Origin of the sequence: Streptomyces sp. NPDC096323 (genome assembly GCF_040302845.1) — a bacterium.
GTDB lineage: Bacteria > Actinomycetota > Actinomycetes > Streptomycetales > Streptomycetaceae > Streptomyces.
Genome location: NZ_JBEOSI010000014.1, coordinates 47,426 through 72,840, shown reverse-complemented (window position 1 = coordinate 72,840; position 25,415 = coordinate 47,426). Strand labels below are relative to the sequence as shown.

General features: G+C 69.2%; 32 protein-coding genes and 1 pseudogene. 6 read left to right on the top strand and 27 right to left on the bottom strand.

Translation table 11 applies throughout. From position 1 onward, the window contains the following. Positions 1 to 387: 387 nt before the first annotated feature. Complete coding sequence (locus tag ABTX18_RS32185; RefSeq protein WP_352126331.1) at positions 388 to 1,308, bottom strand: hypothetical protein; 921 nt, start codon at positions 1,306 to 1,308, stop codon at positions 388 to 390. Positions 1,309 to 1,464: 156 nt separating this feature from the next. Here ABTX18_RS32185 and ABTX18_RS32180 point away from each other — a divergent pair, with 156 nt between their 5' ends. Then, positions 1,465 to 1,629 carry a hypothetical protein gene (locus ABTX18_RS32180; RefSeq protein WP_352126330.1) on the top strand — a complete coding sequence of 55 codons (165 nt, stop codon included), beginning with the start codon at positions 1,465 to 1,467 and terminating at the stop codon, positions 1,627 to 1,629. Between the two features lie 181 nt (positions 1,630 to 1,810). Here the strand turns inward: ABTX18_RS32180 and ABTX18_RS32175 are convergent, their stop codons facing one another. The 3 genes from ABTX18_RS32175 to ABTX18_RS32165 all read right to left on the bottom strand — a co-directional run bounded on the left by ABTX18_RS32175 (position 1,811) and on the right by ABTX18_RS32165 (position 4,615). Further along, the gene (locus ABTX18_RS32175; RefSeq protein ID WP_352126329.1) at positions 1,811 to 2,149 is read right to left on the bottom strand and encodes a DUF6233 domain-containing protein; all 339 of its coding nucleotides are present in this window, start codon (positions 2,147 to 2,149) and stop codon (positions 1,811 to 1,813) included. Between the two features lie 371 nt (positions 2,150 to 2,520). Beyond that, on the bottom strand, positions 2,521 to 3,846 hold the full coding sequence (locus ABTX18_RS32170; protein ID WP_352126328.1) for a hypothetical protein: 1,326 nt from the start codon (positions 3,844 to 3,846) through the stop codon (positions 2,521 to 2,523). 10 nt (positions 3,847 to 3,856) lie between these two features. Then, complete coding sequence (locus ABTX18_RS32165; RefSeq protein WP_352126327.1) at positions 3,857 to 4,615, bottom strand: hypothetical protein; 759 nt, start codon at positions 4,613 to 4,615, stop codon at positions 3,857 to 3,859. Between the two features lie 60 nt (positions 4,616 to 4,675). Here ABTX18_RS32165 and ABTX18_RS32160 point away from each other — a divergent pair, with 60 nt between their 5' ends. Beyond that, complete coding sequence (locus tag ABTX18_RS32160; RefSeq protein WP_352126438.1) at positions 4,676 to 5,506, top strand: glycosyltransferase family 2 protein; 831 nt, start codon at positions 4,676 to 4,678, stop codon at positions 5,504 to 5,506. 2 nt (positions 5,507 to 5,508) lie between these two features. On the opposite strand, the gene ABTX18_RS32155 is transcribed toward ABTX18_RS32160, so the two are convergent. Further along, entirely contained in the window at positions 5,509 to 6,555 is a 1,047-nt protein-coding gene (locus ABTX18_RS32155; protein ID WP_352126326.1) for an NAD-dependent epimerase/dehydratase family protein, read from the bottom strand. A gap of 193 nt (positions 6,556 to 6,748) precedes the next feature. Between ABTX18_RS32155 and ABTX18_RS32150 the strand changes: the two genes are divergently transcribed. Next, entirely contained in the window at positions 6,749 to 8,065 is a 1,317-nt protein-coding gene (locus ABTX18_RS32150; protein ID WP_352126325.1) for a helix-turn-helix transcriptional regulator, read from the top strand. A gap of 432 nt (positions 8,066 to 8,497) precedes the next feature. On the opposite strand, the gene ABTX18_RS32145 is transcribed toward ABTX18_RS32150, so the two are convergent. Next, positions 8,498 to 9,508, bottom strand: a complete 1,011-nt coding sequence (locus ABTX18_RS32145; protein ID WP_352126324.1) for an MSCRAMM family protein — start codon at positions 9,506 to 9,508, stop codon at positions 8,498 to 8,500. Here ABTX18_RS32145 and ABTX18_RS32140 point away from each other — a divergent pair. From ABTX18_RS32140 to ABTX18_RS32130, 3 genes and pseudogenes are all read left to right on the top strand, one after another. Further along, positions 9,408 to 9,707 (top strand): annotated as a pseudogene (locus tag ABTX18_RS32140) (lactate/malate family dehydrogenase); the annotation flags it as partial. The gene ABTX18_RS32145 and the pseudogene ABTX18_RS32140 overlap by 101 nt on opposite strands. A gap of 3 nt (positions 9,708 to 9,710) precedes the next feature. Next, complete coding sequence (locus ABTX18_RS32135; protein WP_352126443.1) at positions 9,711 to 10,256, top strand: Rossmann-fold NAD(P)-binding domain-containing protein; 546 nt, start codon at positions 9,711 to 9,713, stop codon at positions 10,254 to 10,256. Continuing rightward, positions 10,253 to 11,386, top strand: coding sequence for a phosphoenolpyruvate carboxykinase (ATP) (locus tag ABTX18_RS32130; RefSeq protein WP_352126323.1), 1,134 nt, complete (start codon positions 10,253 to 10,255; stop codon positions 11,384 to 11,386). Before ABTX18_RS32135 ends, ABTX18_RS32130 begins: the two co-directional genes overlap by 4 nt. A 191-nt stretch (positions 11,387 to 11,577) precedes the next feature. On the opposite strand, the gene ABTX18_RS32125 is transcribed toward ABTX18_RS32130, so the two are convergent. The 21 genes from ABTX18_RS32125 to ABTX18_RS32025 all read right to left on the bottom strand — a co-directional run bounded on the left by ABTX18_RS32125 (position 11,578) and on the right by ABTX18_RS32025 (position 25,228). Beyond that, positions 11,578 to 12,006 carry a GFA family protein gene (locus ABTX18_RS32125; protein WP_352126322.1) on the bottom strand — a complete coding sequence of 143 codons (429 nt, stop codon included), beginning with the start codon at positions 12,004 to 12,006 and terminating at the stop codon, positions 11,578 to 11,580. 438 nt (positions 12,007 to 12,444) lie between these two features. Beyond that, a complete protein-coding gene (locus tag ABTX18_RS32120; protein ID WP_352126321.1) occupies positions 12,445 to 12,732 on the bottom strand; it encodes a hypothetical protein in 288 nt (95 codons plus the stop codon). Beyond that, positions 12,710 to 13,168, bottom strand: coding sequence for a hypothetical protein (locus ABTX18_RS32115; protein ID WP_352126320.1), 459 nt, complete (start codon positions 13,166 to 13,168; stop codon positions 12,710 to 12,712). Before ABTX18_RS32115 ends, ABTX18_RS32120 begins: the two co-directional genes overlap by 23 nt. Before the next feature lie 102 nt (positions 13,169 to 13,270). Further along, positions 13,271 to 14,290, bottom strand: a complete 1,020-nt coding sequence (locus ABTX18_RS32110; RefSeq protein ID WP_352126319.1) for a SpaA isopeptide-forming pilin-related protein — start codon at positions 14,288 to 14,290, stop codon at positions 13,271 to 13,273. 34 nt (positions 14,291 to 14,324) lie between these two features. Continuing rightward, positions 14,325 to 14,696: an SPDY domain-containing protein gene (locus tag ABTX18_RS32105; RefSeq protein WP_352126318.1), complete on the bottom strand. Its 372-nt coding sequence runs from the start codon at positions 14,694 to 14,696 to the stop codon at positions 14,325 to 14,327. Beyond that, positions 14,584 to 14,961, bottom strand: coding sequence for an SPDY domain-containing protein (locus ABTX18_RS32100; protein WP_352126437.1), 378 nt, complete (start codon positions 14,959 to 14,961; stop codon positions 14,584 to 14,586). The genes ABTX18_RS32105 and ABTX18_RS32100 overlap by 113 nt, the downstream gene beginning before the upstream one ends. 224 nt (positions 14,962 to 15,185) lie before the next feature. Beyond that, positions 15,186 to 15,674: a hypothetical protein gene (locus tag ABTX18_RS32095; protein ID WP_352126317.1), complete on the bottom strand. Its 489-nt coding sequence runs from the start codon at positions 15,672 to 15,674 to the stop codon at positions 15,186 to 15,188. Between the two features lie 30 nt (positions 15,675 to 15,704). Further along, positions 15,705 to 16,577: an SPDY domain-containing protein gene (locus ABTX18_RS32090; protein WP_352126316.1), complete on the bottom strand. Its 873-nt coding sequence runs from the start codon at positions 16,575 to 16,577 to the stop codon at positions 15,705 to 15,707. Continuing rightward, positions 16,577 to 17,803: an ATP-grasp domain-containing protein gene (locus ABTX18_RS32085; RefSeq protein ID WP_352126315.1), complete on the bottom strand. Its 1,227-nt coding sequence runs from the start codon at positions 17,801 to 17,803 to the stop codon at positions 16,577 to 16,579. The genes ABTX18_RS32090 and ABTX18_RS32085 overlap by 1 nt, the downstream gene beginning before the upstream one ends. A gap of 50 nt (positions 17,804 to 17,853) precedes the next feature. Then, entirely contained in the window at positions 17,854 to 18,156 is a 303-nt protein-coding gene (locus ABTX18_RS32080) for a hypothetical protein (RefSeq protein WP_352126314.1), read from the bottom strand. Between the two features lie 26 nt (positions 18,157 to 18,182). Beyond that, entirely contained in the window at positions 18,183 to 19,370 is a 1,188-nt protein-coding gene (locus ABTX18_RS32075) for an MFS transporter (RefSeq protein WP_503061248.1), read from the bottom strand. Positions 19,371 to 19,414: 44 nt separating this feature from the next. Beyond that, on the bottom strand, positions 19,415 to 19,927 hold the full coding sequence (locus ABTX18_RS32070; RefSeq protein ID WP_352126312.1) for a regulator: 513 nt from the start codon (positions 19,925 to 19,927) through the stop codon (positions 19,415 to 19,417). Next, positions 19,924 to 20,766, bottom strand: coding sequence for a winged helix-turn-helix transcriptional regulator (locus ABTX18_RS32065; RefSeq protein WP_352126311.1), 843 nt, complete (start codon positions 20,764 to 20,766; stop codon positions 19,924 to 19,926). The genes ABTX18_RS32070 and ABTX18_RS32065 overlap by 4 nt, the downstream gene beginning before the upstream one ends. Before the next feature lie 41 nt (positions 20,767 to 20,807). Continuing rightward, entirely contained in the window at positions 20,808 to 21,218 is a 411-nt protein-coding gene (locus tag ABTX18_RS32060; protein WP_352126310.1) for a hypothetical protein, read from the bottom strand. Between the two features lie 10 nt (positions 21,219 to 21,228). Further along, entirely contained in the window at positions 21,229 to 21,672 is a 444-nt protein-coding gene (locus ABTX18_RS32055; RefSeq protein WP_352126309.1) for a hypothetical protein, read from the bottom strand. Then, positions 21,669 to 22,151, bottom strand: a complete 483-nt coding sequence (locus tag ABTX18_RS32050) for a hypothetical protein (protein WP_352126308.1) — start codon at positions 22,149 to 22,151, stop codon at positions 21,669 to 21,671. The genes ABTX18_RS32055 and ABTX18_RS32050 overlap by 4 nt, the downstream gene beginning before the upstream one ends. A 99-nt stretch (positions 22,152 to 22,250) precedes the next feature. After that, positions 22,251 to 22,565 (bottom strand): SH3 domain-containing protein, encoded by a 315-nt coding sequence (locus tag ABTX18_RS32045; RefSeq protein WP_352126436.1) that lies wholly within the window; start codon positions 22,563 to 22,565, stop codon positions 22,251 to 22,253. 181 nt (positions 22,566 to 22,746) lie between these two features. Continuing rightward, on the bottom strand, positions 22,747 to 23,466 hold the full coding sequence (locus ABTX18_RS32040; protein ID WP_352126307.1) for a hypothetical protein: 720 nt from the start codon (positions 23,464 to 23,466) through the stop codon (positions 22,747 to 22,749). Between the two features lie 24 nt (positions 23,467 to 23,490). Then, positions 23,491 to 24,189, bottom strand: a complete 699-nt coding sequence (locus ABTX18_RS32035; protein ID WP_352126306.1) for a hypothetical protein — start codon at positions 24,187 to 24,189, stop codon at positions 23,491 to 23,493. A gap of 17 nt (positions 24,190 to 24,206) precedes the next feature. Continuing rightward, complete coding sequence (locus ABTX18_RS32030; protein WP_352126305.1) at positions 24,207 to 24,689, bottom strand: hypothetical protein; 483 nt, start codon at positions 24,687 to 24,689, stop codon at positions 24,207 to 24,209. Further along, on the bottom strand, positions 24,686 to 25,228 hold the full coding sequence (locus tag ABTX18_RS32025; protein ID WP_352126435.1) for a DUF4913 domain-containing protein: 543 nt from the start codon (positions 25,226 to 25,228) through the stop codon (positions 24,686 to 24,688). Before ABTX18_RS32025 ends, ABTX18_RS32030 begins: the two co-directional genes overlap by 4 nt. Between the last annotated feature and the right edge of the window lie 187 nt (positions 25,229 to 25,415).

Below are 25,415 nucleotides of genomic sequence, written 5' to 3'. Positions count from 1 at the left end.
CAATTCGTGGTCTACAGCGCACCCTCCTGGGAATGCCCGTTCCATCTGGAGAACGGACACCGCTACACACACGAGGGGGTGCCGGCCTGCGTACACCCGGGCAAGGTTGGTCTGGAGCCTGACAGGATCGCTCCGCCACCCCAAGCGCAGCCGGAGCAGGGTGAGAGTCCGTGCCGGCGGCGTCGCTGGAGACTCGCTTGGCGCGAGCGCCTCGCGAAGCGGCGTCGCCGGTCATGACGGGCACGCTGGACAGGCACACAGAGTCCTGCGAGCCGCGTCCACATGGCTACGAGGCCGCGTGGCTTCCACACTCCGGCCCGTGGCCCTTCAACACACCCTGAGACGCTCAGTCAGGCGGGCAGTCGGGACTGTTAGTCGGCAGTGGAGTTAGCGCACCAGTCTGAGGCGTGCCGTCTCTGCGGCATGGGACGCAGCTTCGATCAGTCCGAGTTCGCCGGCGAGGGTTGACACAAAGGCATCGACCGCTTCGATCGCGCGGCCCTCCATCGTGTCGGGCTCTGCGAAGTACGCCGCGAACTCACCAGCACCGATGGTCGCCAAGGCAGGTCTTCGGGCCTGATAGTCGGCCCATTCCGGTCTGTAGGCGGCACGCACTCGGTCGAGCTCGGCTTCGTCGATGTCCTCGTGCCGGAGGCGGCGGATTGTTTGCTGGCGCGCCCTCCAAATGGCGATGTGGTACTGGACGGAGATCGGCCCGAACGGGCCCGGGCGGGCTCGCTCGATCCTCGGCATACCTGGCTGGATTGGCCAGGGTGAGTTCAGCGCTGTGAGGACCGAGGTCAGCCTGTCGATATCCATCCGCCCAGTCCGCTCGGCCTCCTCAATAACGAGTTGGGCGGCACGCCGCTGCTTGAGGGTGGCTGAGGGATGGGCCAGTTGCTCAATGATGGCGCGGACGTTTTGGCTTCGCCGGACGGCAACCGTCTGCCCGGTGGCACGCGCGTGAGTACGCCAGGCTCGGCGCGCCTGCGGAGTGAGCACGATCGTGTCGTCGATCAGCCACAGGTACAGCACGACGCGGATCAGGGAGCGTTGCGGGACGCGCCCTAGCGGGGAGCGCTCCCGGGCTTCGAGAAGTCTGGTGAACAACTCGCGTTGCTCAGGCGTGAAAATCCGCGGATCGCTGCCGTGCGCGCTGGTCTTGCGCGGCTCGGGGTTAGCGAGCATGCCGTCCTCGACCCAGGAGGTCACCATTCTAGGACTGGCTTTCACACCTATCGCGAGCGCGTCAGCGACCAGGTCGGCCGACGTTCCCTCGACCCACGTGGTGGCTTGATTCCCGTTCATGGCGCCGAACTTACATCGAGATTCGAGCCCTGGAAGCTGCATTCAGCGCACGTCAGCCATAAGGCTTGGGGGAACAGAAACTGCGCCCCGCACCGTGTCCCTGCCAGGAGCACGCGGTGCGGGGGCAGCCGACTCATCCCCTGAACGGAGACCGTCATGTCCCACCGTACGCACCGCCCCGCCCCGAAGCCGCGACGCAACCGCCACCGCCTGGTCGAGGGCCTTGGGCAAGCAGCGCTCTACGCCGCATCTGCCGCGTTGGCCGGCGGCCTGGTCCGCGAGCTTCTCCAGTTGGTCCACACGTCCGTCTCCTCGTGCTGACCTGAACGCCAGGAAGATGCCGCGCACGGCAGGCAGTGCCGTGCGCGGCATCTCGCCGACAGGGCATCGACGGCTCTCGCGAGCGCGACGGCAAAGGGCGAGTGCATGAGAGCAGCGTGCCGCGAGACATCGCACACGGCCCCCAGAAAGGACCCGCTGACGTCACCAGCGGCCACGGCGGTCACGGCAGGCCGAGCTCGGTGTCCGGACGGCACAGCTGACACGCCAGCCCGGCATCCGCGTCGAGGAGGCGCCGCGCTTCATCCGCGCCCACCGGCCTCACCCTGGGACCAGTCGGCCGGCAGTACCCCTGATGTACGGCGACGATGCGGCGTCCCTGACCGATGCCCTGCTCAACCACCCAGTCTGGCGGCAGAGGCGGAGGCAAGCGCGCGGCAACCTCAGCCTGGCGCTGTTCCTCGGCCTCCCGCCAGCTGCGGGCGCGAGCCAGATCCTGCTCACGGACCCGCTCCAGAAAGCGGAGCTGGTCCAACCTCGACGACGCCAATTCTTCGGACATATGTTCGAGTCTAACCTGCGCGCGGGCCAGCGGGGCCGTCGACGACCACGCCAGCAACTGAACCCACCCGCACCCGCGCCCAATGAATCTGGCGAGTTCGGATAGAAGATCGTCGCCGGGCTGGGTGCGCTTGACCGTCAGGACCTCGTCCAGGAAGTCGGCGAGCGTTCGGTTGGCCCCCAACGTCTCGTCGGGGGCCCAGACGCCGGCTCTGGACCAGATCAGAAACCTGCGGGGGCCGTCGACTTAGGCCGTGTCCTATGCAGCGGCCACCCAAGCCCGAACGCTGACCCCCGCGGCGCCCCGGCCATGGGCCCGGCGCCATCGCCTTAACCCTCCCGACACGGAGGTGGCGTGGATGATCAACAGCTTCAGGCGGCGACGGGGTGGCCGGCCGCCTTCCCCGTGGCGTCGCGGCGCATGGCGGTCATACCGAGGTCGGCCATGCGCGGTACGAAGGTGACACCGAGCTGTTCGACAGGGTGGAGCAGCCCTCGCTCGCAAGTTTCTGCCAGCCACACCTTGCGGTCGGCCGGGAACGCGGGATTGACACCGATTTCGCCTTTCGGGAGGAACCCGTTGAACGGTGTCGCGATCTTGTGATCGTTCCAGTAGGTCCAGGCCCTGAGGGCTTTTGCCTGCTCGAAGGCGAGGTAGAGCTGCGGGTAGCGCCGGAGGGCGCGCATCTCGCGGAAGAGCGTCTGCCCCAGTAGGGACGGCGCGGTCCTGGCGAGGCTGTCGAAGTCGTGGTCGCGGAAGGTGAAGGTGGTGGCGTCCTGGCCGGAGTCGAGAGCCAGTGCGGTGAGCAGGTGGGAGAGGCGGTCTCGGGTGTACCGCGCGGTGCCGGCGGCGAGTGCGGGTTCAATGGCGGCGATAAGGTCGTGCAGTTGTTGGTGCCCGGGGTGGAACCGTGACAAGTCGAACAGTTTGTCCATGTCGCTGACCGCGTTGAACGCGAGGCGTTTGTAGAGGCGGTTGTTCATCTCGCCGACCTCCTCGAACGTCTTCGTCTCGGTGCTGGTGGAGTGGAGCATCAGGTACTCGGACAGCACCTCGAAGTACACGTAGCCCAGGAACGGCAGGCTGCGCACGGCGGCGGCGAGCTGGTCCACGAATGTGCCCGGTGGTGTGTGGTGTCCGGTGGCGCCTGCCAGGGCTATGTCCAGGAACGGGGCGGCCTCGCGGATCCGGTGCAGCGCCCGTTCACGCAGCTGAAGGTCCTCCGTTTCGGTGAGGAGGCTGCGGTGGTCGAGGTAGGTGTTCAGGTGGAGTTGGCCGAGCCGCAGGTAGTCGATGCCCTTGGCCGGTGCCGGGGCGGTGGGTGTGATCTCGATCATCAGGGTGCGGGTGTGGGGCTTGGTCTCCAGCAGGTAGGCGCCGAGGTTGTGCGGGCTTAGCCCGTTGGGTGTTTCGGTGAGCGGTGCGCAGTACAGGGCGGCGAGCAGACATCCGGATGAGGCGTAGAGCTGGCCGCTGGCGCGGATCGCGTCGAGGGCTGTCGTGGTGTGCATCAGGTGGATGGGTCGGCCGCTGGTGAGCGTCTGGGTCATGGCGTTGCGGGCGAGGAGATGACCGTTGGGGGTGTCGTGCAGCAGGTGGCGCAGCCAGTCCTCCTCGTTTTCTGTGCATCCGGCGGGGACGGGGCGGGGGCGGGGGTTGGTGTAGTCGGTGTGCGCGTCGTCGAGGTCGGTGTCCACGAGAGGTCTCCTATGGGCGAGGGGTGAGAGAGCGCCGGGCTGCTGTGAGGGCGTGCTGGTCGTCGGCTCCGTCGAGGGCGGCCTGTTCGCTGCGTACGACGAGGGCGAAGGCGGCCGGCGGCAGCCAGCCGGGCACGGTGATGCGCAGCTGGGCCGTCTGCGGCCACCACCGGTGCAGGGGCAGGCGGTAGCGGTCCAGGCAGTCGGCTGCTTTGAGGACGTCGGGGAGGTGCGGGGCCTGCTGGTAGGCGCGCTCCTGGTCCGCGGTGAACTGGTCGTGGGGCACGTCGTGGAGGGCGATCGCCTGGGCCGCCCGGTGCAGTGCGGGCGTCGGGAGATCACGGCCCAGAGCGCGGGTGACGTGGGTGGCGTGACCCAGGAGCCAGGCCGCCGCGCGTTGGCCGTGTCCTTGGTCCGTGCGGTCGTCGCGCCGGCGGCAGTCGTGGACTGCGCCGGCAGCGCAGAGCGCAGCGACGTCGTCGGCGCCCAGCCCGTGCTCCTGGGCGATCAGTACGGCAAGGAGGCTGACGCGGGCGTTGTGCCGGACCCCGTGGACACCGGTGGCCTGGGGCTCGGTGGCGAACCATGCCTTGTCCGGTACGAGCATGTGCCCCGCCCGTGGGAGGGTGGGCGTGGCGTCGAAGTTCGCCGGGCGGTTGTCTCTGATCCACCCGAGCGTCACCTGGTCCATCGGCTGGTGGGCGGGAAGCCGGCGCTGGGCGGCGAGTTCGTGAAGGCAGGGGCGGCCGGGCAGAGGGTGATCGGTCATGGCGTCCCTCACACAGACGGGTACGGAGCAGACGTGAAGCTGGGCGTGGCGATCCTGACGATGGGCACCAGGCCCAAAGAGCTGGCGGAGTTGCTTGCCTCGGTCCGGTCGCAGACCACCGGGGCGGCGCGGACGGTGGTGGTGGCCAACGGGTGTGCGATGCCCGAGTTGCCGCCGTGGGTCGAGACGGTGCAGTTGGAGGAGAACCTGGGGGTGACTGGCGGCCGTAACGCCGCCCTGGCGCACCTGGGAGACATGGACCTGGTGCTGGACCTGGACGACGACGGGCTGCTGGTCGCCGACGACGTGGTCGCGACGATCACCGCGATGTACGCGGCGGAGCCGCGGCTGGGGATCGTCGGGTTCCGTATCGCGGACGAGACCGGGGTGACGCAGCGCCGTCATGTGCCCCGGCTGCGGGCCGGCGACCCGATGCGCGGCGGTCTGGTGACCGGCTTCCTCGGCGGAGCCCACGTCCTGTCGGTGCCGATGCTGCGGGAGATCGGCTACTGGCCGGCCGCGTTCTTCTTCGCGCACGAGGAGACCGACATGGCGTGGCGGGCGATCGACGCCGGCTGGCAGGTGCGCTACACCCCACAACTGCTGCTCCAGCACCCGCGGACCTCTCCGGCCCGGCATGCGTTCTTCTACCAGGTCAACGCCCGCAACCGGGTCTACCTGGCCCGCCGGCACCTGCCTGCGCTCCTCGTTCCGGTCTACCTGGGCGTGTGGGTGGCCCTGACCCTGGCCCGGACCCGCAGCCTGTCGGGGCTGCGGGCCTGGTTCGGCGGGTTCGCGGAGGGCTGGCGCACGCCGTGCGGGCGCCGCAAGCCGATGCGATGGCGCACCGTGGTGCGGCTGGCCCGCCTCGGACGGCCCCCGGTGATCTGACATCACGCGGCGGCTGCGGATTCAGTGTGCAACCACGCCGGGATCGCCTGCGGGGTCTGCTCCAGCCACGTCAGGTAGCGGCTCACGCCGTCCTCGATGGCCACCTGGGGAGCCCAGTTGAGGATTTCGCGCATGCGGGTGATGTCGGCGCACGCTCCGAGCGGATCGCCCTGTGGCCGCGGGGTCTCGATGATCCGGGCACCGGGGTGGTGGCGGCGTACCAGGTCGGCGACCTGCCGGATGGACGTGGCCCGGCCGGTGCCGATGTTGAGCGTCCTGCGGTCGGCGCGTTCGGTGACGGCGGCCAGGAGGGTCGCCTCCGCGATGTCGTCGACGTGCACGAAGTCCCGGACCTGATGGCCGCCGCCGTTGAGGTGCAGCGGCAGCCCGAGCGCGGCCCGCATCGCGAACCAGGCCACCACCCAGCTGTGGCTGTTCTCCTTGACCACCTGTGGTTGTCCGTAGACCGAGAAGTACCGCACGATCGCGTACGAGTCGCTCGCTCCGTCGAGGGTCAGGGCGGTCTGGTGCTCGCCCCACAGCTTGGTGTTGGCGTACACCGACCCCGGTGTCAGGACGTCGTTCTCACTGAACCGGGCTTCGGTGTGCGCTGCTCCATTGCCGACGCCGTAAACGCTGGCCGAGGAGACGAACACCAGACGTCTGAGCGTGCCGGCGTGCCGGGCAGCGGCGTCCAGCACGGTCTGGGTGCCACGGATGTTGGCTTCCACCGCGGCGCCCGGGTTACGGGTGCACTCCGCAACGTCCGCCAGCGCTGCGGCGTGAATGACGTAATCGCTGCGCGACACCAGGTCGTTCATCAGCGCGGCGTCGGTGATGTCGCCGACGACGACATCAGGGTCCCCCGGCGAAATACCGAATACCGAGGAGTAGGCCGAGCTGCCGTACGCGTCCAGCCGGCCCACCGCCAGCGGGCGGGCGCCCAGCGCACGGAGCTGGTGCACGATGCGGCTGCCGACCAGTCCGAAGCCCCCCGTCACCGTAACGGTGGCACCGGACAGATCAGCGAAACGATCTCTTGCGTTCACGCGAGGACCAGCCCTTCTCGACGCGCCGCGCTGATGCGCGGCGTCAACACAGCCGAGGACACCACCGCGCCCACACCGGACCCCAGGGGACAGCTGTGTGGCCGGTGTGTGCCTGGCCTTGGGGAAGCCTCTTCAACTCCCCTCTGCGTACGGCATGGTGGAGGCCGGGGACTTGCGCAGTGGAGGGGGCGAGATGGATCTGGACCGTCATCCGCTGGCGTACCTGCGTAGGCGACACCACTGGTCCGGAGACGACCTCGCCCGCCTGCTCCGCGAACAGGCCCGTCGGCGCGGCCTGCGCAGCGGCATCGACCGCAACCGGATCTGGCTCTGGGAAACCGGCCGCGCCACTCCGAGCGAGGAGAGCCAACTGCTGCTGGCCGCCGTCCTCGGCGTGCCTGGCGCCGCGCTCGAACAACTCCGTTGGCCTCACTGGCTGCCCGCCTTCGACCAGCCCGCACCGTTCAGCCCTGAAGGGAGCCGGGCCGCCCTAAGAGAGGTGCAGATCACCCGCATGGACCGACGATCCTTCCTGGTACTCAGCAGCAGCACCCTCATCGATATCGCCGCCGACTGGGCGCGCATCGAGCCCCGCCACCTGTCCCAGGCGCTCGACGGACAGGCCGTAGACGAAGAACTCCTGACCTGGCTGGAGCAGCGCTCCAGCGAGCTGCGCGCGCTGGCCGCGCGGCCCCACCCGCGGGTCTCCGCACTCATCGACGCACACCTGAACACCGCGATCGACCTTCTCGTTCAGGACCGCTACGCTCCTGCGGCCGGGCGGCGTCTGCACGCCGTGGCCGCCGAACTCGCGCACTGCGCCGCGTGGCTGCGCTTCGACGCCGACCGGCACGCCGACGCACAACGCCACTGGCAGGCCGCCGTCCACGCCGCACACCAGGCCGGCGACCGCGACCTCGCCGCCGTCGCCCTGTCCGACCTCGCCTACCAGGCCACCTGGCTGTCTCGCCCCGCCGACGCGATCCGCGTCCTGGACCACGCCCGCTCCCGCGCCCGCACCGCCGCCGCCCGCTCCCTGCTCGACGTTCGCCGCGCGCGGGCCTGTGCCGTGCTCCAGGACCGCCATGGGACCCAGCGCGCGCTGACGTCCGCCGAGGCTGAACTGGAACAGATGCACCCCAGCTCCACTCCGCCGGTCATCTCCTGGATGTCGATCGCGGACATCAACGCCGATGCCGGACGATGCTGGCTCGACCTCGGCGACCCCACCCGCGCCGGCACCGCGATCAACTCCGGGCTGAGCGAACTCGACCCGCGCCGCGCCCGCACCAGAGCGGTGTTCCTCACCTACCGGGCCGAAGGCGCGCTCCAGGATCGCGACGCCACCGCCGCGGCAGCCGACGCCCTAGCCGCTCTCGACACCGCCCTCGCCTCTGGCGCCACCCGCTGCGTCGACCTTGCCTCCGCGCTGATCCGCCGTCTTGACGACCGCCCCGAACCGCCGATGATCGAGCTGCGTGAATACGCACGGGAACGACTCGCGACCTGACCCCTCCGGAAGGGACGCCCTCTCTGCCAGCGGTGTCCTGTCGACAACGCCCGACAAAGGCACTGCTCGACTTGGTGGTTCGCGTCAACCCTGCCCTGAGCGGGCCATGATGGCCCGGGCCCGACGGGATGCTCACGTCAACGTGCCGTTCGCTGGCGGGTGGCGGCCTGGGCTGTGCTGCCCTGCCGAAGCCGTTCACCGGTACCGGGGGCGCGGCGCCCACGACGACAATCATCAGCTCGCCGTTCACCCCCGGCGTTCGATGAGGTGGGCGAGTGCCTCTGCGGGCCAGCGGAGCCATTCGAGAAGAGGGTGGGTGACTACGAAGCAGTGGGCGCTGACCTGGCCCTGCTGCTGGTCGAGACGACAGAGCCCCCGGCTTCCACGCTGTGGAATCCGGGGGCTCTGTGTCGCGAAGAGCGGGGGTGGGGGTCAGCTCTCGGTGGAGTCGTCGGTGGACTCGTCCGCGCGACGGCGGCCGGTCATGGCGAGGACGCCTGCGCCGACAACGATCAGCACTCCCGCGCTGCCGATCAACCACGGCGTGGCGTCAGCGCCGGTGTGAGCGAGGGAGCCCACCGGTGCTCTCGACGTGGAGTTGCTGCCAGGGGTCACGGCGGTGGGGGTGGAGGAATCGGCTTCCGGTGTGCCGGTGGCCGGCACGGTGGGCGTGGTCTCGCCGGAACCGCTGCTCGGCGTACCCGGGGTGGATGGGGTGTGGGTGGGCTTGTCCGTCGGCTTGTCCGAGGGGTCGGGCTTTGGGTGGGTCGCGGCCTTGGCGTTGGTGACGGTCACGGTGACCGGGGCGCCGGGGCCCGCGGTGAACGTCTTAGTCGGCTTGTAGAGGTCGTAGCCGGCCGATGCCTTGATTTCCTTGGCCCAGAACTGCATCTTCCGGCTGGACACCGGCAGTTCTCCGGAGGCCGTGCCCTTGGTGCCGGTGGTCAGGGTGAGCAGCGTCGAGGTGCCCGTGCCGATGCTTACGGTCGCGCCGGGCAGGAGCGTGCCGGTCTTATCGTCCTTGGCTTGCAGAAGGACCTTGGCGGCCTTGAACGGGTCGGTGATCGTCAGCCTTGTGGTCGCGCCCAGCGTGACGATGACGTCCTGGTCGGCGACGGCCTCGTGGATCGGGGTTCCCGAAGCCGTCTTGTTGAGCCGGTAGACACCCGGAGAGAGGTCGGGGAAGGTCAACTTCCCTTGTGCGTCGGTCTTCCCGTGCCCGGCTTCCTGTCCGGCGGAGTCGAGCAGCAGGAATGCGGCGCCGGGGAGGACGTCTCCGACCGGGTCCTTCGTGGTGATCTCGACGCTGCCCGTGTCCGGGGCCGGCGCGGTCGGACAGGCCGTGGGAACCCTCCTCATCGCCTCGCACTGGTGCAGCACGGTCATGGTCGCCTCCGGCACCGGACGCACGGCGAGCGGGCTCGTCACCGATCTGGATGACATGCGCCAGGTCACCGGTTCACTCGTGCGGGTTGGGCACGCCACCCTCACGGAGATGACCGCCTGTGACGCCGTAGTCATCTGTCCCCGAGGCGTGTTCACGAATACGGATCGCACCGACATACGGATGGCTGGGCTCGCGGCAAACGCGCCCCTGATCACCGTTCTGGCACGGAAGTTCACCGGATACCGAGGGACGGTGATCATGGTGACGAATCCCGTCGATGTGATGTCCCGCCTTTTCGCCACAGTCTCCGGCTGCGACACCGTGCTGGGCGTCGGCTCGAACACCGACTCCGCCCGATACCGCCTCGCCCTGGCCCGTCACCTCGGGGCCACGGCATCGTCGGTCCAGGGCCACGTCATCGGCGAACACGGCGAACACGCCGTGATCTGTGCCTCGTCCACCACCGTGAACGGCCAGAGCGTGCAGGTACCCCTTGAGGAGATCCGGGCCGAACTCTCCCAGCGCCCGGCCCGGATCAACGCCGGGATCGGACGCACCCGTTCTGGCCCTGCCGGGGCCACCATGTCCGCGCTCACCCACGCACTCGGCATCACCGACGGCGTGAGCGAGCTGTCCGCCCCATGGCGCGGGGTGTGGCTCGGAATCCCGTTGCACTTCACCGCCGGTCACCCGACCGTGTCCATGCCCTCCCTGAACCCCTCCGAAGCAGCCCAACGGCAGGCCGCCGAAACCAAAGTCCGAACCGCGTTCGACCACATCACCCAGGAGACCCGAATCCGATGAGCGACGTGCACGCCACCTGCATCGCGACCGCCGACGGCCAGGCCGTCACCGTCACCAGCCACACCAGGTCCATCACCGACTGGGCGGACCACTACTTCGGAGCCTGGTGGACTGCCACCCCCGCCACCGTCCCGGCCACCGGCCCGTCCGTCACCGGCGAAGTCGACCGCGCAGCCACCGAGGAACTGTCCTCGTTCATCGCACGCCACAACCCGCAGACCTGCGAGTACGCGGGCGCACCCATGCTCTACACCAGTGACAGCGACGGCACGGTTTCTGCAGCCCAGCCGGGCGAGCAGTTGGCCTATCGGTGGGAGCCCGGCCTGCGCCGCATGCTCATCGTCGGCGCCGACGAAACATCCATCGCCACCGCCGTGTCCCGTCTGGCCCGCGAGGTCGTGCGCGGGCAACTCCTGGCCACCGGCTGGGAGATCATGCACGCCTCCGCCGTCACCAACCAGAATGGAGCAACGCTCCTGACGTTCGGCGGGAAGGGCGTGGGCAAGACCAGCAGCGCATTCCTCCTGGCCCGCGCCGGATGGCATCTGCTGGCCAACGATCGGATCTTCGTGAGGGTCGACCCCGAGACCGGGACCATCCCGATCCTCCCCTGGCCCTCCGCCGCAGCCGCCGGATTCGGGCTCCTGTCCGCGCTCGGCTTGTTCGAGCCCGTACGCCAGCGCCTGCTCGCCGGTGAACGCATGCACCCCACCCAGAAACAGGCTGTCACCGACGCCCTGATCAACGGCGACACAACACCCCTGTGGAAGGACGAGAGCCGCAAGCGAGAGCTGAAGCCGCAGTTCTTCCCCAACCAGCTCACCTCCATGCTCGGCATGACCCTCGCCACCGAGGGCCACGCTGCCGGACTCCTCTTCCCTCAGATCACTCCCGGCGCCCAAGCCGCGCTGCTCGATGACCCCTGCACGCTCGGCGAGGACGACTTTTTCACCGCGTCCACCGAAGATCGCTATCCCGACGTCTTCGGGCTCCTCCCCATCACCGGATCCGCATCCCCGGACCTCGCGAACCGTTTCGCCAACCTCCCGCACCAGGCCCTTACCCTCGGCCACGACACCGCCGCCAACGCCGCGGCACTAGAGAAGGCCGCCTCCCTGCTGATCGCCTGACCCGCTGCACATGTCGTAAGACACAGGGCGGCGCCCCGGACATTCGTACGACACTGACACCGCCCCCATGCCGCAGGACGCCCCCCATTACCTAATGGGGGGCGGCTCGCAATTCGTCACCGGTGCCCCGATCCTTGGCGCACCCAGATTCCTCGAATCCGACACCGCCCGAATGCTCAAAGCCCTGGCTCTCACTTCCGCGCCTGTGCCACGGACGGCAGCCAGCGCACGGCGTTGTCGTGGAAGGACGCGTGGATCGGCACGAGGTCTTCGCCGCTTGTGTCGTCGAGGGCCGTGACGTTGATGCCGATCTCCGGGATGTCGCGGTCGACCGCCGCGACTCGGGTGCCGCAGGTAGGGCAGAAGCCGCGCTTCGCCTCACCGGGGAAGGTCTGGTACCAGCTTGGTTCGCCACCCTCGCCGGTCCAGGTGATCGTCTTGAAGCCCACCCACCACATCACGGGGGTGCCACCGAGTTTCTGGCAATGGTCACATTCACAGGTGTGGGGGAAGACTGCCGGGCCCTGGGCGGTGAAGCGGACACGACCACAGAGGCAGCCGCCGGTGCGCCCCTCGGCTGGTTCAGACCGATGGGCGTCGGCGGTGGGGGTGGCGTTCATCAGGTGATCTCCCGAACGTGATGGGCAAGGGCAGATCAGTCTGCCATCGGTTCCACAATGGTCCGAACGCTGTCGGCAGCTGTGTCGTGGCCCGACCACGTGCCCCGATTGGCATCATCTCAGCAGCTCGGCCTCCATCTACCAGGCCGAGCACGGCTCGCCCGTCAACGACTTCGGCCCGGAGGACTCCGTGGTTGGTCGAGGTGTCCGTCCGGGCCGAGTGCGGGGCCGCGCAGGGCCGATGGCTGCTGGGGGCGGACAACTCGTCGTGAGAGGCGGTGCCGCTGCATCTGCGGGCCCGCGCGCGAGCTCGTGTCGCGGGTGCGCTGCGTAGTCACACCTCGGTACGAAGGCTCGCGCAGCACCTGCGGCGCGCCGACGTCCCTCGGCCGCCGGGCCTGGCTTGGCCTGCCTCGTCTCACGCGGCGGTACGACCGCTCACACGCCGGCCTGCCAAGCAACACCAAGGTCGGCGAGGCGCCTGCGAAGTACGCCGCGCTGCTCCTCAAAGTCTTCTGATGCGGGCGACAGGAGATAGACGTTGTCTCGGTAGCGACGAAACCCCAGGCTCTCCCACCCCTTGGCGATCTTGGCGTTCACGCGGTCCCACTCGCGCCTTTCCGCCAGGCGTCGACTACTGAGATCGGTGATGCCGGGCGAGCAGGCGATGGCACGACAGCCGGCCATGAGCCGGTTGATCGCCTCACAGGCGAGTACGGCCGCCAAACCGTGCCCACGCCACGGGGGATCCAGCGTCACTCTGTCCATGACGAGCAGCGCTGAGCCGACGTACGCCAGCCGTTCGCTGACTTCGTCTGTAGAAGCCCGTCTCAGGATCGAGGAGCGCCTGAGCGGTCTCGTACAGCTCCTCGGACAGCTCTTCCATGGCCCAGTAGGCGTTGCGGCCTCGGTCGAGGTGAACCCGGTAGAAGGTCATGGCCCCGACGGCAACGTCCTCGACCTTGCACGCGGGGCAGTCTGGGCTCATGCAGCCGTTGGGTCTGACCGAGTCCTGTCCGCCGTGGGTACGTCGGCGGTGCCGGACGGCCACGTTCCAGCACTCAAGCGTGTCAGCCTGCGGGGCGTCCCAGAGTTCGTCGTCGTAGGAGATGCGCAGGTAGAGCTGGGACGGATCGCCGGGTGGTGGGGAGTGCTCGGTCACTGCGGCAGCCTAGCGAGGCGCCCGTGAGTTCACGCACGACGGAGCCCCCGGATTCCGCAGCGTGGAATCCGGGGGCTCCCCATAGAAGAGGGTGGGGCGGGGTCAGTTCTCGGTGGAGGCGTCGGTGTGCTCGTCCGTGCGACTACGGCGTGCCATAGCGAGGGCGACTCCGCCTGCTGTGATCAGCGCTCCCGCGCCTCCGATCAGCCACGGCGTGGCGTCGGCGCCGGTGTGCGCGAGGGAGCCCGTCAGCGCATTCGTCGTGGAGTGGCCGAGAGGGAGTGCGGCTGCGGTGGGCGAGGACTCGGCCTCCGGCGTGCCGGCCGGAGTGGAGGGCGTGGCATCGCCGGTCACGCTGCTGGGCCTGCCGGGGGCGGACGGGGTGGGGATGGGCGTATGCGTCGGCTTTCCCGAGGGGTCGGGGGTCGAGTCGGTCGCGGTCTTGGTGTTGGCGACGGTCACCTTTACCGGGGCTCCGGGGACCGCAGTGAACGTCCTGGAGGGCTTGTAGAGGTCGTAGCCGGCGGGGGCTTTGATCTCCTTGACCCAGATCTGCATCTTCCGGCTGGACACGGGCAGTTCGCCGGAGGCCGTGCCGTTGGAGCCGGTGGTAAGGGTGAGCAACGTCGAGGTACCAGTGCCGATATTCACGGTCGCGCCGGGCAGGAGCTCCCCGGTCTTGTCGTCCTTGGCCTGTAGAAGAACGGTGGCGGTCTTGAACGGGTCAGTGATCATCAGCCGTGTGGTCGCTCCGGGTGTGACGATGACATCTTGATCGGCGACGGCCTCGTGGCTCGGGCTACCGGAAGCCGTCTCCTTGAGCCGGTAGATCCCAGGGGTGAGGTCGGAGAGGGTCAGCTTTCCCTGTGCGTCGGTCTGACCGCGGGCGACTTCCTGTCCGGCGGAGTCGAGCAGCAGGAATGCGGCGCCGGGGAGGACGTCCCCGGCTGGGTCGTTCGTAGTGATCTCGACGCTGCCCGTGTCCGGGGCCGGGGTCTCAGCGGGGGCGGCGGATGCCGAGGGGGTCGGCTCGGAGGTCTCAGCATTTGCCGCCGGTGCCCAGGCAAGGGCGCCGGTCACCGCTATGGCGACGGCGGTGGATCGTACGAGAGGTGCGTGCACGGGGAAGGAGGCTCCTTGATGGGTGGTGGGGGTGTCATCGGGTCCGGCGGGGGGCTGGCGATGCCGGTGGTGGGATCGCTGCCGAAGGCGCAGATGTTTGGTTGGTTGTCGCCGTCGCCATGTAGAGGCGGTCTCGAACGTCCAGCGGTACGTCCTTGACGGTGCGGTGCAGCGGTTCGGTGGAGATCAGCGAGGCGGTGAAGGCAGCGACGAGCGTGGTGGGTGCACCGGGCGTGAAGCGAGCCTTCCAGTGAGGCCGTCCCAGGTCTCCGGCCCAAGCCGTCCAGGCGGCATCACCTGATACGCCGCGACTGAAGCGGTGCAGAACTGCGCCGAGACCGTCGGGTGAGCGGAAGGTCTGCGTGCCGTCTACCCTCGCTTCGTGGCTCCAGCCACGGGCGAACAACGGCGCGTACGCCGTGTATGGCGCGGTCTCGTCGGCGAACAGGCGGTCGCGGTCGCTGTGGCGTCTTCGAGGTAGACGGCGAGCAGTTCGCGTGGACATCGTGCAGGAGTTCAGCGGGGGTGGTGACGTCGAAGGTGATCTCCCACGTCTTGGGGCCGAAGGGGATGCGGTTTGCGCCGATGGTCCACGTCCCCTGACCCTTCGTGTCGGGTTTGAGGGTGAGGCTGGTCCACAGCCGGGCGCAGGGGCTGCTGGAGAATGCCATGCCTTCGTCGGCCGGGTGAAGGTGCCAGCCGTCGTCGAAGGGGAAGGGCCAGATCGCAGGAAGGTCCCTCTCCCCTGGGCCGGCGAGGTGGCGAGGCAGCACCTTGACGTTCTGGTCGGGGCCGAAGTTGTTGAAGGGGTCGAGGGGTGGGTCGGGCAACACGGGGAGAGGCTCCTGCGGGGAAGACTGCGTGGAACTGCGTTCGCGGGGATCGGAACGAGGGCTCAACGGCTGCGGTCCCTGGTGGGGGCGGCCTGTGGGACCGGAGTGCTGCGCGGAGTACGGCCGGCGGTGCGCTTGCGCGCGGACGCGGTCCAGGCGCCGGGGAACCAGACCGCGCTGTACTGCTCGATGGCGTCACGCAGCCCGGTCGTGACCGCGCCGTCCCACGGTGGGTGGCCGGGGCGGTGGCAGGTGTCGAAGGTGGCGTAATGCTTGGTGTTCGGCCTGGTGTTGGTGGCTTCGTCACGGCGGTGGAAGGTTCCGTGGTCCAGGAAGCTGAGTGCGACTGCGTCGATCTCGCCGCGGTCCGGGTGGACGACCGCGACGCGCAGCCCGCCGTAGGTGTCCGCGCGGATGGTGCGGGTGAAGTCGATTCTCAGCCGCAATGGTGCGCCCGGGACGGGGACGGCCAGGTAGGTGTTGCCCACGACGGTGTGGTCGTGGAAGGGGAGGCACAGCTCGGCGAAGAACTCGGCGGCCTGCAGGGACAAGTAGGGTCTCCGGTCGGGGGCGGGCAGGTCTTACCTGCGGGGGCCGGGCAGGGCTGGTCGGCTGGTGGTACTCCAGCGCGGGACGCTGATGGCGGGGAGCGCGGCCGGGCGTCGGGATGCGACCGCCCGCTGCACGTCGAGCGGTGTGGGAGCCGGAGGGCCGGGCGGCAGGATCGGGGTGAGTTGCGCCATGCCCTCGATGTAGCTGAGGGTCTCCTCACGCCAGCGGGGCAGCGGGGCCGGATCGGCGACGCACTCGGTGACGGCGGTGAGCAGGGGGATGGGGGTGTTGGTGCTGGCCGTGGCGTACCAGACGGGCCGGTCGACGGACTTGCCCGCCCATAGCTGCCAGCGTGCTTCCCGTGTCGTCAGTTCGGTTTCCGGATCGAGGTCGCCGGTGCTGACCTCCATGCCGGCGAGCCTGTCCTGGGCCTGGACCGCGAAGACGCCCCAGCGCGGGTGGTCGATCGTCCAGCCCTGCTTCAAGAAGGGGTCGATGGCGCGGAAGGGCTCGCGCTTCTCGCTTCTGTCGTCCGGCCGGGCGAGGTAGGCGTCGGGCCCTTGCTCGTATGCCGTGGCGAGGGCGGTGGTGAATGCCTGGACGAACTCGGTGGGGACGCGGTCGTTGAAGCAGACGCCCCACGTGGGCGGGCCGAAGGAGTCCTTGTAGGCGTTGATGCGCCAGAGCCCGTCGTCCTCACCTTCGGACAGGTAGCCCAGACGTACGCGCTGGTCAGGGGCGCTGACGTAGACGTTGCCGAGGTCATCGTGGTGAAGGTCCCAGCCGAGGTCGAGCAGCGGGGCGAGGGCGGGATCACCAGTGCAGGTGCTGCTCGCGAGGTGGCGCGGGGAGACGTAGACGTCGCCGTCGATGTCGAGGTGCGGATCGGGCGGAGAGTTCATCAGTCCGCCCGGGTGGTGAGAGTGATCTCGTCGGCAGCAGTATCGAGGCGCTCGGTGACCTCGTCGGTGGTGCGACCGGTGACGATGTAGAACCCGGCCCGGGCGGTGAACAGGTCGCCCTGCGGCGGCAGAAGGAGCTTCTCCCCGATCTCGCGGATCCACTGCACCTGCCGCAGCCATGGGGTGTGGGCGGCGAATGGAGTGTTGATCTGACGCTGGGTGAGGGTGCCGGAGGTGTCCGGATAGAGCATGCGGATGCCCGCTGCCCCGCAGTGGGTAGGGGTGATGTCGGGTGCCCGGCCGCAGGCGAGGTCGGCAGCGGCCTTGGGCAGGTCGATGCCGGTGGCGAGGCGGACAAGGTGGCCGATCATGTCGCCGCCAATCCGGGCGTTGACCTCGATCAACCGGGGGCGCCCGTCCACGAGGCGCAGTTCGACGTGCTGCACACCATCAGTGATCCCCAGAGCTCTGACCGCGGCAGTGGCAGCCGGAGCAACCTGGGCAAGGAGCGGATCGGCGCCATCGACGGTGTGCCCGATCTCGTCGAAGTACGGTGCGGGGCCCAAGTGCTTGCGGGTCACGGCGACCGCGGTGGTCTCGCCGCGGTGGGTGATGCACTCGACGGAGAACTCCGGTCCGTCGAGGTACTCCTCGACCAGGACGCCGGTATCTTCGCGGCTGCGGCTCGCCCCCTCCGAGGCGAAAGCGAACGCGGCAGGCAGTTCTTCTGGACAGTCGACACGGATCACGCCGATGCTGCCGGCGAAGGCGGCGGGCTTGATGACCGCTGGATAGCCCAGCGTCATCGTCGCAAGACCGGCCTCCAGCAGAGTTCGTACCCTCATCGAGGCAGCCGACGGGACGCCGTGGCTGGCGAACAAGGTGCGAGCGGTGGCCTTGTTGCGGCAGGCCCGCATCACCTCGACGGAATTCGAGGTCAGACCGAGGGCGCGCGCAAGATGGGCGGTGGGGACGAGGTTCCACTCGTCCCAGGTGAGGACGCCGGCAAAGTCGTGCCGCTCGGCCAGGCCCTGGCCGCCGGCGAGCAGTTCCGCGGGCTCGCTCAGGTCGACAACTGCGTGGTCGACGATGAACGGCTCCTCCCACGATGGCTCGGTTCCGGTGAGCAGGACAACGTCGTACGCGGCGGCCACCTGCTCCAGGCAGTATCCGCGATAGGTCTCATCACCGGGAGAGACAACAAGTACGAGGGGACGAGCGGACAAGAAGGTTTCTCCGGTCAATGGATGGCGGGACGAAGGGAACAAGGGGGCGGTCAGGCGGCACGGCGGCGGCGCAGCTCGAATGCGCCGGCCCGGTGGGGGTGTTCGTGGATCAGGCGGCGGGCGTAGAGGGCGGTGTAGTTGTTGTTCAGTCCGGCGACGCCGTGCGGAAGTTGGCGGCGCAGGTCCTCGAAGAGGTCCTTCAAGCTGACGCGGGTGGCACCCGCGGCCAGGCGCCGGGCAGCCAGGCGTTCCAGGTCGCGGTAGACGTGCGGATTGATTGCGTCGAAGGTGTGGAACTGCTCGGTGATGCTGCGGCCGCTCTCGCGGTGCGATCCGAGGATGGCGGTGGGCAAGAGAATCTCCACAGGCTGGGGATGGGTTAGGTGCGCAAGGCGGGATCGGTGCGCAGCCGGGCGAAGGCGCAGAACAGGCCGAGGGCCTGCAGGGCGGCGCAGACGGTGATGACGTGGCCCAAGGCGTCCGGCGGGGTGAGCGCGGTGAGTACGCCGGCTACGGGGAAGGGCAGCAGGAGAATGAGGATGGTCGCCGACAGGGTGCTGCCGAACATCTCTGGGGGAATCAGGCGGGAACGCAAGGTGCGCAGGACCACCGTCATGCCGCCCTCTGCCGCCATGAGGACTGCGACCAGAACCAGGTAGGACAGATAGTCGGGGGCCTGGGCGGCGGCGAGACAGGCGAGCGAGGCGAGGATCGCGCAGGCGGCACCGACCGGCCACAGCCCCACTCGGTCGAGCGCGAACCGACAGATGGTGACGCTGAGGAGCGTCGCCCCAGCAGCCGCGGACCAGACCAGGCCGACGGCTGTCGTGGACTGTCCGAAGTGCTGGACGACGATCACCGGGCCGGCTGCCTGGAGAAGCCCAGTGGCCAGGTTGGAGAGGGTCAGTCCGGTGACGAGCCAGCCGAGTGCCGGCAGCGAGCGGATCGTGCGCCACCCGGTGAGGAGGCCGGCCCCCGACTGCCCCTTCGGCGCGCGGGCCGAGGTGAGGGGCGAGGGGGGTGTGCGCAGGGCGAGCAGTGCAGCGAGCAGCGAGAGCCCGGTGATCAAGGCAAGCATCGGGGGCGGGCCGGCGAGCAGCAGCAGTCCGGCGAGCGCCGGGCCGGCCAGCGTTGCGGTCTGATCGATGCCGAGCAGGACGGCTTGCACGCGGTGGGCTCGCCGTCCTGCCCGGCGGCCGGCAGCGGCGCCCGCTGTCTCGGCCGCGATGTAGCTGAACTCGGTGAGTACCCCCGTCGTCGCCGCGAGCACCACCACGGTCACGCTCGCCACGGGGCCGTTGGGGTACAGGTGGAGAAGGACAGCCCCTGCGGCGAGTGCTGACGCGCGTGCCAGAGAGGCGAGCTGAAACACCACGGCGGCCCCGCGCCGGTCGACGAGCGCTCCGGCCCACCCGAACGCCGCCAGCCGCGGTATCCATTCCAGGGCGAAGGCAAAACCCGTAAGCGCGGCAGAGTTCGTAGTGGCCAGGACCAGCAACGGAATGCCATAGGTGGTCATCGCGCCTGCCAACGCGTCCGCTGTGCGCGGCAGGTAGATGCCGCCCATCAGCCCGGCAGGGCCGCGCGCGTGCCCGTGCCGGGCTGCAGAGTTCACGCGACCAGGTCGGGGTAAGCGACGCGGGTGACCTGTGGGTTACCGGCCAGCCACTCGATGAGCAGAGCGCGAGGGCGGGCAAGGTCCGCCTCAATGCTGGACGCACGCGCGCCCGAAGGCCAAGGGCCGATGTCGGAGTTCTTGTCCGCGAGCGAAGGTGCCAGCAGGTCGAGGACGTGTCGTATGCGGCTGCTGAACTTGCAGACCGGTGCCGGGTAGGCGTGACGTCGAGCCCAGCGAGCAGCCGCGTCGTACAGGTCGGCCAGATCCGCCCCGGAATCGGTGAGTTCCAGGCTGGATCCGGGCGCGGTCCGAACGAGAGCGTAAGCACAGGCCGCTTCGGTGGCGCGGCGCAGTTGGTGCGAGGAGAGGTCGGGGAAGGTCCCGGTCAGCCTCCGCGGCGGGATCGCCCCGTTGTCGTCGATCTCTGTGATCAAGCGGATCAAGGAACGCGACGCCAGCAGGCCCACAGCGTTGCGGACTTCGATGGTGGAGAAGTGGGTGGTCATCGGCGTGGACCTCCCGCCTGGATGGGTGCCTTCGGGCGGGCGGGCGTGGCGTGCGAGAAGAGGTCGCGGTTGTTCCAGGACGGAGCGGCCTCAACCGTTCGGCCTGGCGGGAGCCCTGCGGGTGATGGCCGGGACTGACTGCTGACCCACGACTTCGGTGCAGGCTTCGCCTGTGGGAGCCCCCAGACGGGGTGATGGGCCGCCTGGGCGAGGGGCTGCCCGGCGGACCACGCGGACAGGGTGCCGAGCACGGGACCGAGGCCGGCGCCCGCCGCGGACAACCGGTAGGGCCGCCCCATGCCCTCGGTGTCGACGAGGCCGTCAGCCACCAGCTGCCGCAGCGGCGGGTACACATTGGTCGAGTCACTGTCGGGCATCACGATCCGGGCCAGAGCCCTGCCGCTGACCTCCTCGCGGGACTTGAGCACCCACAGGATGGCGGCGGCGTGCCTCCGGGTGAGCAGCGTGAGGCTGTCCTCGATCTGCTCGATCGCGGGCAAGGACCGCTCCGCCGTCTCCAGGTACTCCTCGGCCCAGGTGACGATCACCGGCAGGACCAGCAGCAGGGCCGCACCACGCTCAGTGTGGCCGTAGGTGACGTGCCGACCGGTGTGTTCGGTGCGCTCGACGAGACCGGCGTCGCAGAGCGACGTGAGCTTGGGGTGGAGCTGTCCTGCCTGCAGCCAGGACAGCTTGGCCGCCAGCTCGCTGTAGCGCAGCGGCGGGCCGGAGAGCGCCAGCATGATCCTCACGTTCCAGCGTGGGGTGATCATGGCGAGGGCTTCGGTGACCCGGGCGATGTCGGCGTCGGTGCTGGGAGGCAGGGCGGTGATGGCCAAGGGAGGGACTCCTGGGTGAGTAGCGGAAATCGCCTGGTGGGTCAGCGGCTGGGCGCTGGGCTTTGCGCCGTTAGGGGCGGAGCCGGTGGCGGCGGCGCGAGGTCCGGTGTCGGCGTGGGGGCTGGGGCGGGAGCGAGGCTCTGCAGTACGGCGGCGGCTGACTGGGCCTGCACGTCTCGCACAGCGACTGCCTCGGCGAGCCGGCGGGACGCATCGAGGAGGTGGGACACCTCGTAACTGCTCAGATACCGGTCGGAGTGGATGAACCGGGCCAGGCGGTCTCGGTGGAAGAGGATGCTGAGCTCGGCGAGGGCGAGGGTGCCGTGCATGCCGAGCAGGGCGGTGAGCATGCCGGGCGGCTGGACCTTGGCGTGGGTTTCGAGGTCGGCGAGGGGTGCGCCGTACAGGTCCTCGATCCGTCCGGCTATCTCGGTGGAGGTGAGGTGGGGCAAGCGCGGGCTTTCACGGTCGGTGGGCCCGGGCCGCCCCGGTGCGCTGGGGTGCCCGGGCAGCGGATGGGGGCAGGGGGGCGGTGGCCTTGAGCTGCGGGGTGCCGACGGGCCGGGTGTTTTGGGCGCGCGGAGGCATGGCGCGCAGCAGATCGCCGAGGGCTGTCCTATAGCTGTCTCGGGCCTTCAACGCCGCCTGAAGCCACTGCGCGTCGAAGCGGAGCCTGTCCGCCGAAAGTTCGCCCATGTCGCGGTCCGGATCCATGTCGGCGTGCACGCGGTCGCGGATGCGGGCGACCTGCTCCTCGGTGAGCGCGAGGAAGGAGCGCAGTTCCAGGGCGCGGGTGAGTGCGGGAGAGCTGTTGGGGTCGGTGGCCGCCTCGTACAGCTCGGGGACCGGGGGTCCGAAGACCTTCTGCAGGTCAGCGTCCATGGTGCTGGCTTTGTCCCGGCTCATCGGACGGTCCTTCCCGCCCGCCCCGCCGACGCCGGCGCAGGCGTCCCTGTGGGTCGGTGCGGAGCGCTGGTCTGCACGGCCGGACCGGTTCGGGGACGAAGGCGGGCGAGGCGCTCGGCGGCGAGGTCCTTCTTCCCCGGAGCGTCCGGGTCGAGGAGCCAACTCACAACCAGGGCTCGCCCGTCCCGGGCAGTGACGGCAACGTTCACGCGGTGAGCGAGGCCCATAACCGGGTCGTCGGCTTCACTGGGCTGGGTGTCCAGGGAGGCGAGGAGGTCGTCCTCCGCGCGATCGAGCACCGTCTGGGCCTCGGCAAGAAGGCCGTGCCACTTCACGACATCCGTGGCGTCGGGATTGGCAGTCGGTGCGGCGGCGACCGCGGCCTTCAACTGGCCCATGCTCATACCGAAACGCGCTTCGATCCGTTCGGTGAGCACGCCCACGACATCCTCAGCTTCATCAGATATGCCGTCGGACAAAGAAACGCTCCTGTTCTGAATAGGCCGATGCATGGGGGTAATGAGCAACGGCGACCTTGGCCATCAGGTCGGCTCCTTGCGGTACGGTCTGGATGCCTGTCAGTCCAGGCACATTCGGACGTCGCGGTAGACGTACGTTCCGGAGACCCAGCCCTTGACGCCGGTCGTCTTGTCCGTGATGTAGAGCCAGTTGCCGCTCTTCTTGGACACGGTGAACTTGTGGCTCTTGTAGAGCACGCCGAGCGCGGTGGACTTCGCGCTGGCCTTGGACCGGATGTTCACGGCCTTGGTGTGCACCTCGTAGGGCAGCGGCGGCAGGGACGAGCAGCTGCTCGCGGGGGCCGCGGTGATGGCGGCGGGTGCCGCGCCGGCGGTCGTGGCGGACAGAGCCGGTAGAGCGAGAGCGCCGAGCATCGCTACGGATACGGCAATTGGGGTGAAGCGCATGCGGAAGAAGCCTCCGTGAGGTCATGGGGATTGCGTGGAAAGGCGCCACGGTTGTTGTCGCGGCGGCTGTATAAGAGTCCGGAGAATCGCCGGTTTGGCTAACCGGCGATCGTCGGTTATGTTGCGGCGCTCTCCCTGGCCGTGGCGGTCAGCGCGAGCGGCCAGGCGGGCGCGGAACAGGGGCCTTAGCCACACCGGCCGGACGTACGGCTGCGGCTGCTGGGCGGACGGGTGGAAGCGAAGTGGCGGTGCCGGCAATCCGGTCCTCGCACCACTGCAGGGCCTCGTCGAGCGTGTCGAAGCCGCCCTCGCGCAGGGTGTGGGTCCACACCCTGGTGTCGATCTCCTCGACCACGACGCGGAAGGGCGAGGGGGCGCGCTCGTCCATGGCGCGCAGGGCTACGACGGTGACCCAGTCTTTCGGGTCGTCGTTGGTGTAGGAGTACCCGTACGCGTAGTGGTTTCCGTCTCCCATGAGTCGTTGCTCCAGGGCCCGGGTGGCGTCGTCCGCCGGCGAACTGCCCAGGTCGGGGTTGAGGTCGAGGGATTCGGGAGGGCAGCCCCGGTGAATGAGCCAGGACTGTGCCATCGAGGGCAGGGGCAGGGTTTTGGCTTCGAATACGAACGTCTTCGCCGTCACGTCACGTTGCAGGTGAAGCGCGACGATCTGCGGATCTCCGGGGTGCCCCCAGGTCGCCGCACCGTCGTGCAGGACGTAATAGCTGTGGGCCCCGGAAGGGCTGTGGTGTTCGGCCAGCGGGAGCAGGTCGTCCTGGTTCACTTCGATCGTGCTCCAGAACGCACGACCGGTTTGTTCGTCGACGGCTTCGAAGTAATCGAGATGGAGATCGAGTTCGGGCGTGGGCAACGGTCTCCTCGTTGGTGGCTGGCTTCAGCGGTGTGGCCGGGTGGGCTTGGTGGGCCAGGTGCCGGGCCGTGGCGGCGGTGTCGCAGCTGGCCGGCTTTTCCGGGCTCTGATGAGTGCGGCGCGGCCTGTGTCGGTCAAAGCGAGCGGCTGCCCGGATTCCGCTGGATGGCTCAGGTCACGGGAGACCAGCCCTGCGGCTTCGAGCTGTTGCAGATGGGCGTACGGGATCCTCGTGCCGGAGGATGTGGGCACGGACATCCGCCCGGTGAGCAGGTGTGCGTGGACCTTGGCGCCGCCCGCAATGGACAGAAGCGCCGCCTGGTCGTCCGTCGAGAGCGGACTCGGGCCCTGTGTCGACGCCGGCGCCCCGGCGGCCTCGATGGGGTCCAGGGCGGCGTTCACCGTCCGGGCAGCGGCGTCGCGGGTATCGGTGGCCTCCTCCAGCTGGTCCACCGTGCGGTCGATGCGCGTGAACAGGGCGTCATCGACACCGAACTCGCCACTTGACAGACGGTTGAGGAGCTTGAGATAGAACACGACGCCGACCTGGGCCTTGGCCAACTCACGGTGACGGTCGACCAGATGGGCGTGTGTCTCGTCGAGGACCCCACGGTCGCGATACGCCCACAGGGTGTCGATGTCGTGGCCGGTGGCGGCTTCGATGCGATGGTCGAGCGGGGAAATCGCACGCCGCACTGGTGCTGGCGCGGGTTCAGGAGGCATGGGCGGATCTCCGTGGTTCAGCGGGCGTGATGGTGCGTGGGATTGAGTGCGGGACGGGGCAGACCGGGCAGCGCGGTGGACGGTGGACTGGGCCGGGGCGCGGGGCTGCGGGTCAGCTGCGGGGAGCGGGAGCGTGCCGCGTGGGTGCGGGCGCTCAGCGGCCGTCTGGCCAGCCCGAGGCGGCGGCCGACCTCGTCGTAGACGTCGTTGCCCGCACGCGGCCGGACCGCCACGACATGGACCTCTTTCGGGTGTGCGGCCTCCGAGGGCGCCGGGCGGACGCCGTAGACGATGCGCCATTCCTTGCGCGAGTCCACGAACAGCTTCCGGAACCCCTCCAGGTCACCGTCGAGGCGAAGCCCGAAGCGCTGCGCGTACACGACCTCCTGCAGGTAGGCGAGGGTGAGGTCACGGATGTCACTGGGCGCCTGGAGGAGGTCCGTCAGTGCCCGGGGGTCGAAGCTCAGACCGAAAGCGGGCTGCCCCTGTCCCACGTTCACGACGCCGGCTCGGCAGGCCCGGTGGCCTCCGCCGGGGACGCCGCCTCCGCACGAACGGACGGCGGCGGGCCAGGCAGGAGGCGGTGTGCGGGACGGTCGGGAGAGGTCATGCAGGCCGACAGTGGCCCGCCCGGCCCGCGGATCGCCGCGACGGCGTGGGTGAGGAAGTCGCGGTGCCACACGAACAGTCCGGAGAGCCCGGCGTCGGGTTCCTTGTGCTGCTGGTAGGCGAGCCACAGGGCGTGGAGCCAGGCCACGACATCGTCGTGCTCCTGCCACTGCAGGCACCATGGCGCGGCGGTGGTGACCTCCGCCCCGTACACCGGAAGGAAGAAGTCGTCGACCCAGTCGCTGAGCGCGTCGAGTTCGTCTTCCCTCTCCTCGCCGTCGAGCTCCAGGATCGGGCGGGGCTCAGGCGGGGCGGCGGGAGGCGGCCCCCCGAGCCCCGGCATACCGAACGCGGCGAACGGCGATCCGCTGGGCTCCGGGGCGGACGCGAGGTGGTCGAGTTGCTGAGCATGCTGCGCCGACTGCTCCATCAGCCGTCGGACGCTCGCTTCGACTCCCTCAAGCTGCGGATCCGGAATGCGAACCGGCTCCAGCTCCCCGTCGTCATCGGGTCTTTTGGATTCGGGCATGAAGAGTTTCGGCCTCCTACGAGACGCGGGATGAGAGAAGGACAAAAGCGGCAACGTGCGGGCGGTTCGGCGGAGTGCTGTTCAGGGC

What these genes read in the sequence shown, in the direction of transcription:
- ABTX18_RS32075 (WP_503061248.1), bottom strand. Translation starts at nt 19,370, where the DNA reads ATGGGCGGCATCTACCTGCCGCGCACAGCGGACGCGTTGGCAGGCGCG.
- ABTX18_RS32180 (WP_352126330.1), top strand. Translation starts at nt 1,465, where the DNA reads ATGTCCCACCGTACGCACCGCCCCGCCCCGAAGCCGCGACGCAACCGC.
- ABTX18_RS32160 (WP_352126438.1), top strand. Translation starts at nt 4,676, where the DNA reads ATGGGCACCAGGCCCAAAGAGCTGGCGGAGTTGCTTGCCTCGGTCCGG.
- ABTX18_RS32025 (WP_352126435.1), bottom strand. Translation starts at nt 25,228, where the DNA reads ATGGAGCAGTCGGCGCAGCATGCTCAGCAACTCGACCACCTCGCGTCC.
- ABTX18_RS32185 (WP_352126331.1), bottom strand. Translation starts at nt 1,308, where the DNA reads ATGAACGGGAATCAAGCCACCACGTGGGTCGAGGGAACGTCGGCCGAC.
- ABTX18_RS32150 (WP_352126325.1), top strand. Translation starts at nt 6,749, where the DNA reads ATGGATCTGGACCGTCATCCGCTGGCGTACCTGCGTAGGCGACACCAC.
- ABTX18_RS32175 (WP_352126329.1), bottom strand. Translation starts at nt 2,149, where the DNA reads ATGTCCGAAGAATTGGCGTCGTCGAGGTTGGACCAGCTCCGCTTTCTG.
- ABTX18_RS32070 (WP_352126312.1), bottom strand. Translation starts at nt 19,927, where the DNA reads ATGACCACCCACTTCTCCACCATCGAAGTCCGCAACGCTGTGGGCCTG.
- ABTX18_RS32055 (WP_352126309.1), bottom strand. Translation starts at nt 21,672, where the DNA reads ATGAGCCGGGACAAAGCCAGCACCATGGACGCTGACCTGCAGAAGGTC.
- ABTX18_RS32130 (WP_352126323.1), top strand. Translation starts at nt 10,253, where the DNA reads ATGAGCGACGTGCACGCCACCTGCATCGCGACCGCCGACGGCCAGGCC.
- ABTX18_RS32165 (WP_352126327.1), bottom strand. Translation starts at nt 4,615, where the DNA reads ATGACCGATCACCCTCTGCCCGGCCGCCCCTGCCTTCACGAACTCGCC.
- ABTX18_RS32145 (WP_352126324.1), bottom strand. Translation starts at nt 9,508, where the DNA reads ATGTCATCCAGATCGGTGACGAGCCCGCTCGCCGTGCGTCCGGTGCCG.
- ABTX18_RS32090 (WP_352126316.1), bottom strand. Translation starts at nt 16,577, where the DNA reads ATGAACTCTCCGCCCGATCCGCACCTCGACATCGACGGCGACGTCTAC.
- ABTX18_RS32045 (WP_352126436.1), bottom strand. Translation starts at nt 22,565, where the DNA reads ATGCTCGGCGCTCTCGCTCTACCGGCTCTGTCCGCCACGACCGCCGGC.
- ABTX18_RS32135 (WP_352126443.1), top strand. Translation starts at nt 9,711, where the DNA reads ATGGTGACGAATCCCGTCGATGTGATGTCCCGCCTTTTCGCCACAGTC.
- ABTX18_RS32100 (WP_352126437.1), bottom strand. Translation starts at nt 14,961, where the DNA reads ATGGCATTCTCCAGCAGCCCCTGCGCCCGGCTGTGGACCAGCCTCACC.
- ABTX18_RS32125 (WP_352126322.1), bottom strand. Translation starts at nt 12,006, where the DNA reads ATGAACGCCACCCCCACCGCCGACGCCCATCGGTCTGAACCAGCCGAG.
- ABTX18_RS32035 (WP_352126306.1), bottom strand. Translation starts at nt 24,189, where the DNA reads ATGCCTCCTGAACCCGCGCCAGCACCAGTGCGGCGTGCGATTTCCCCG.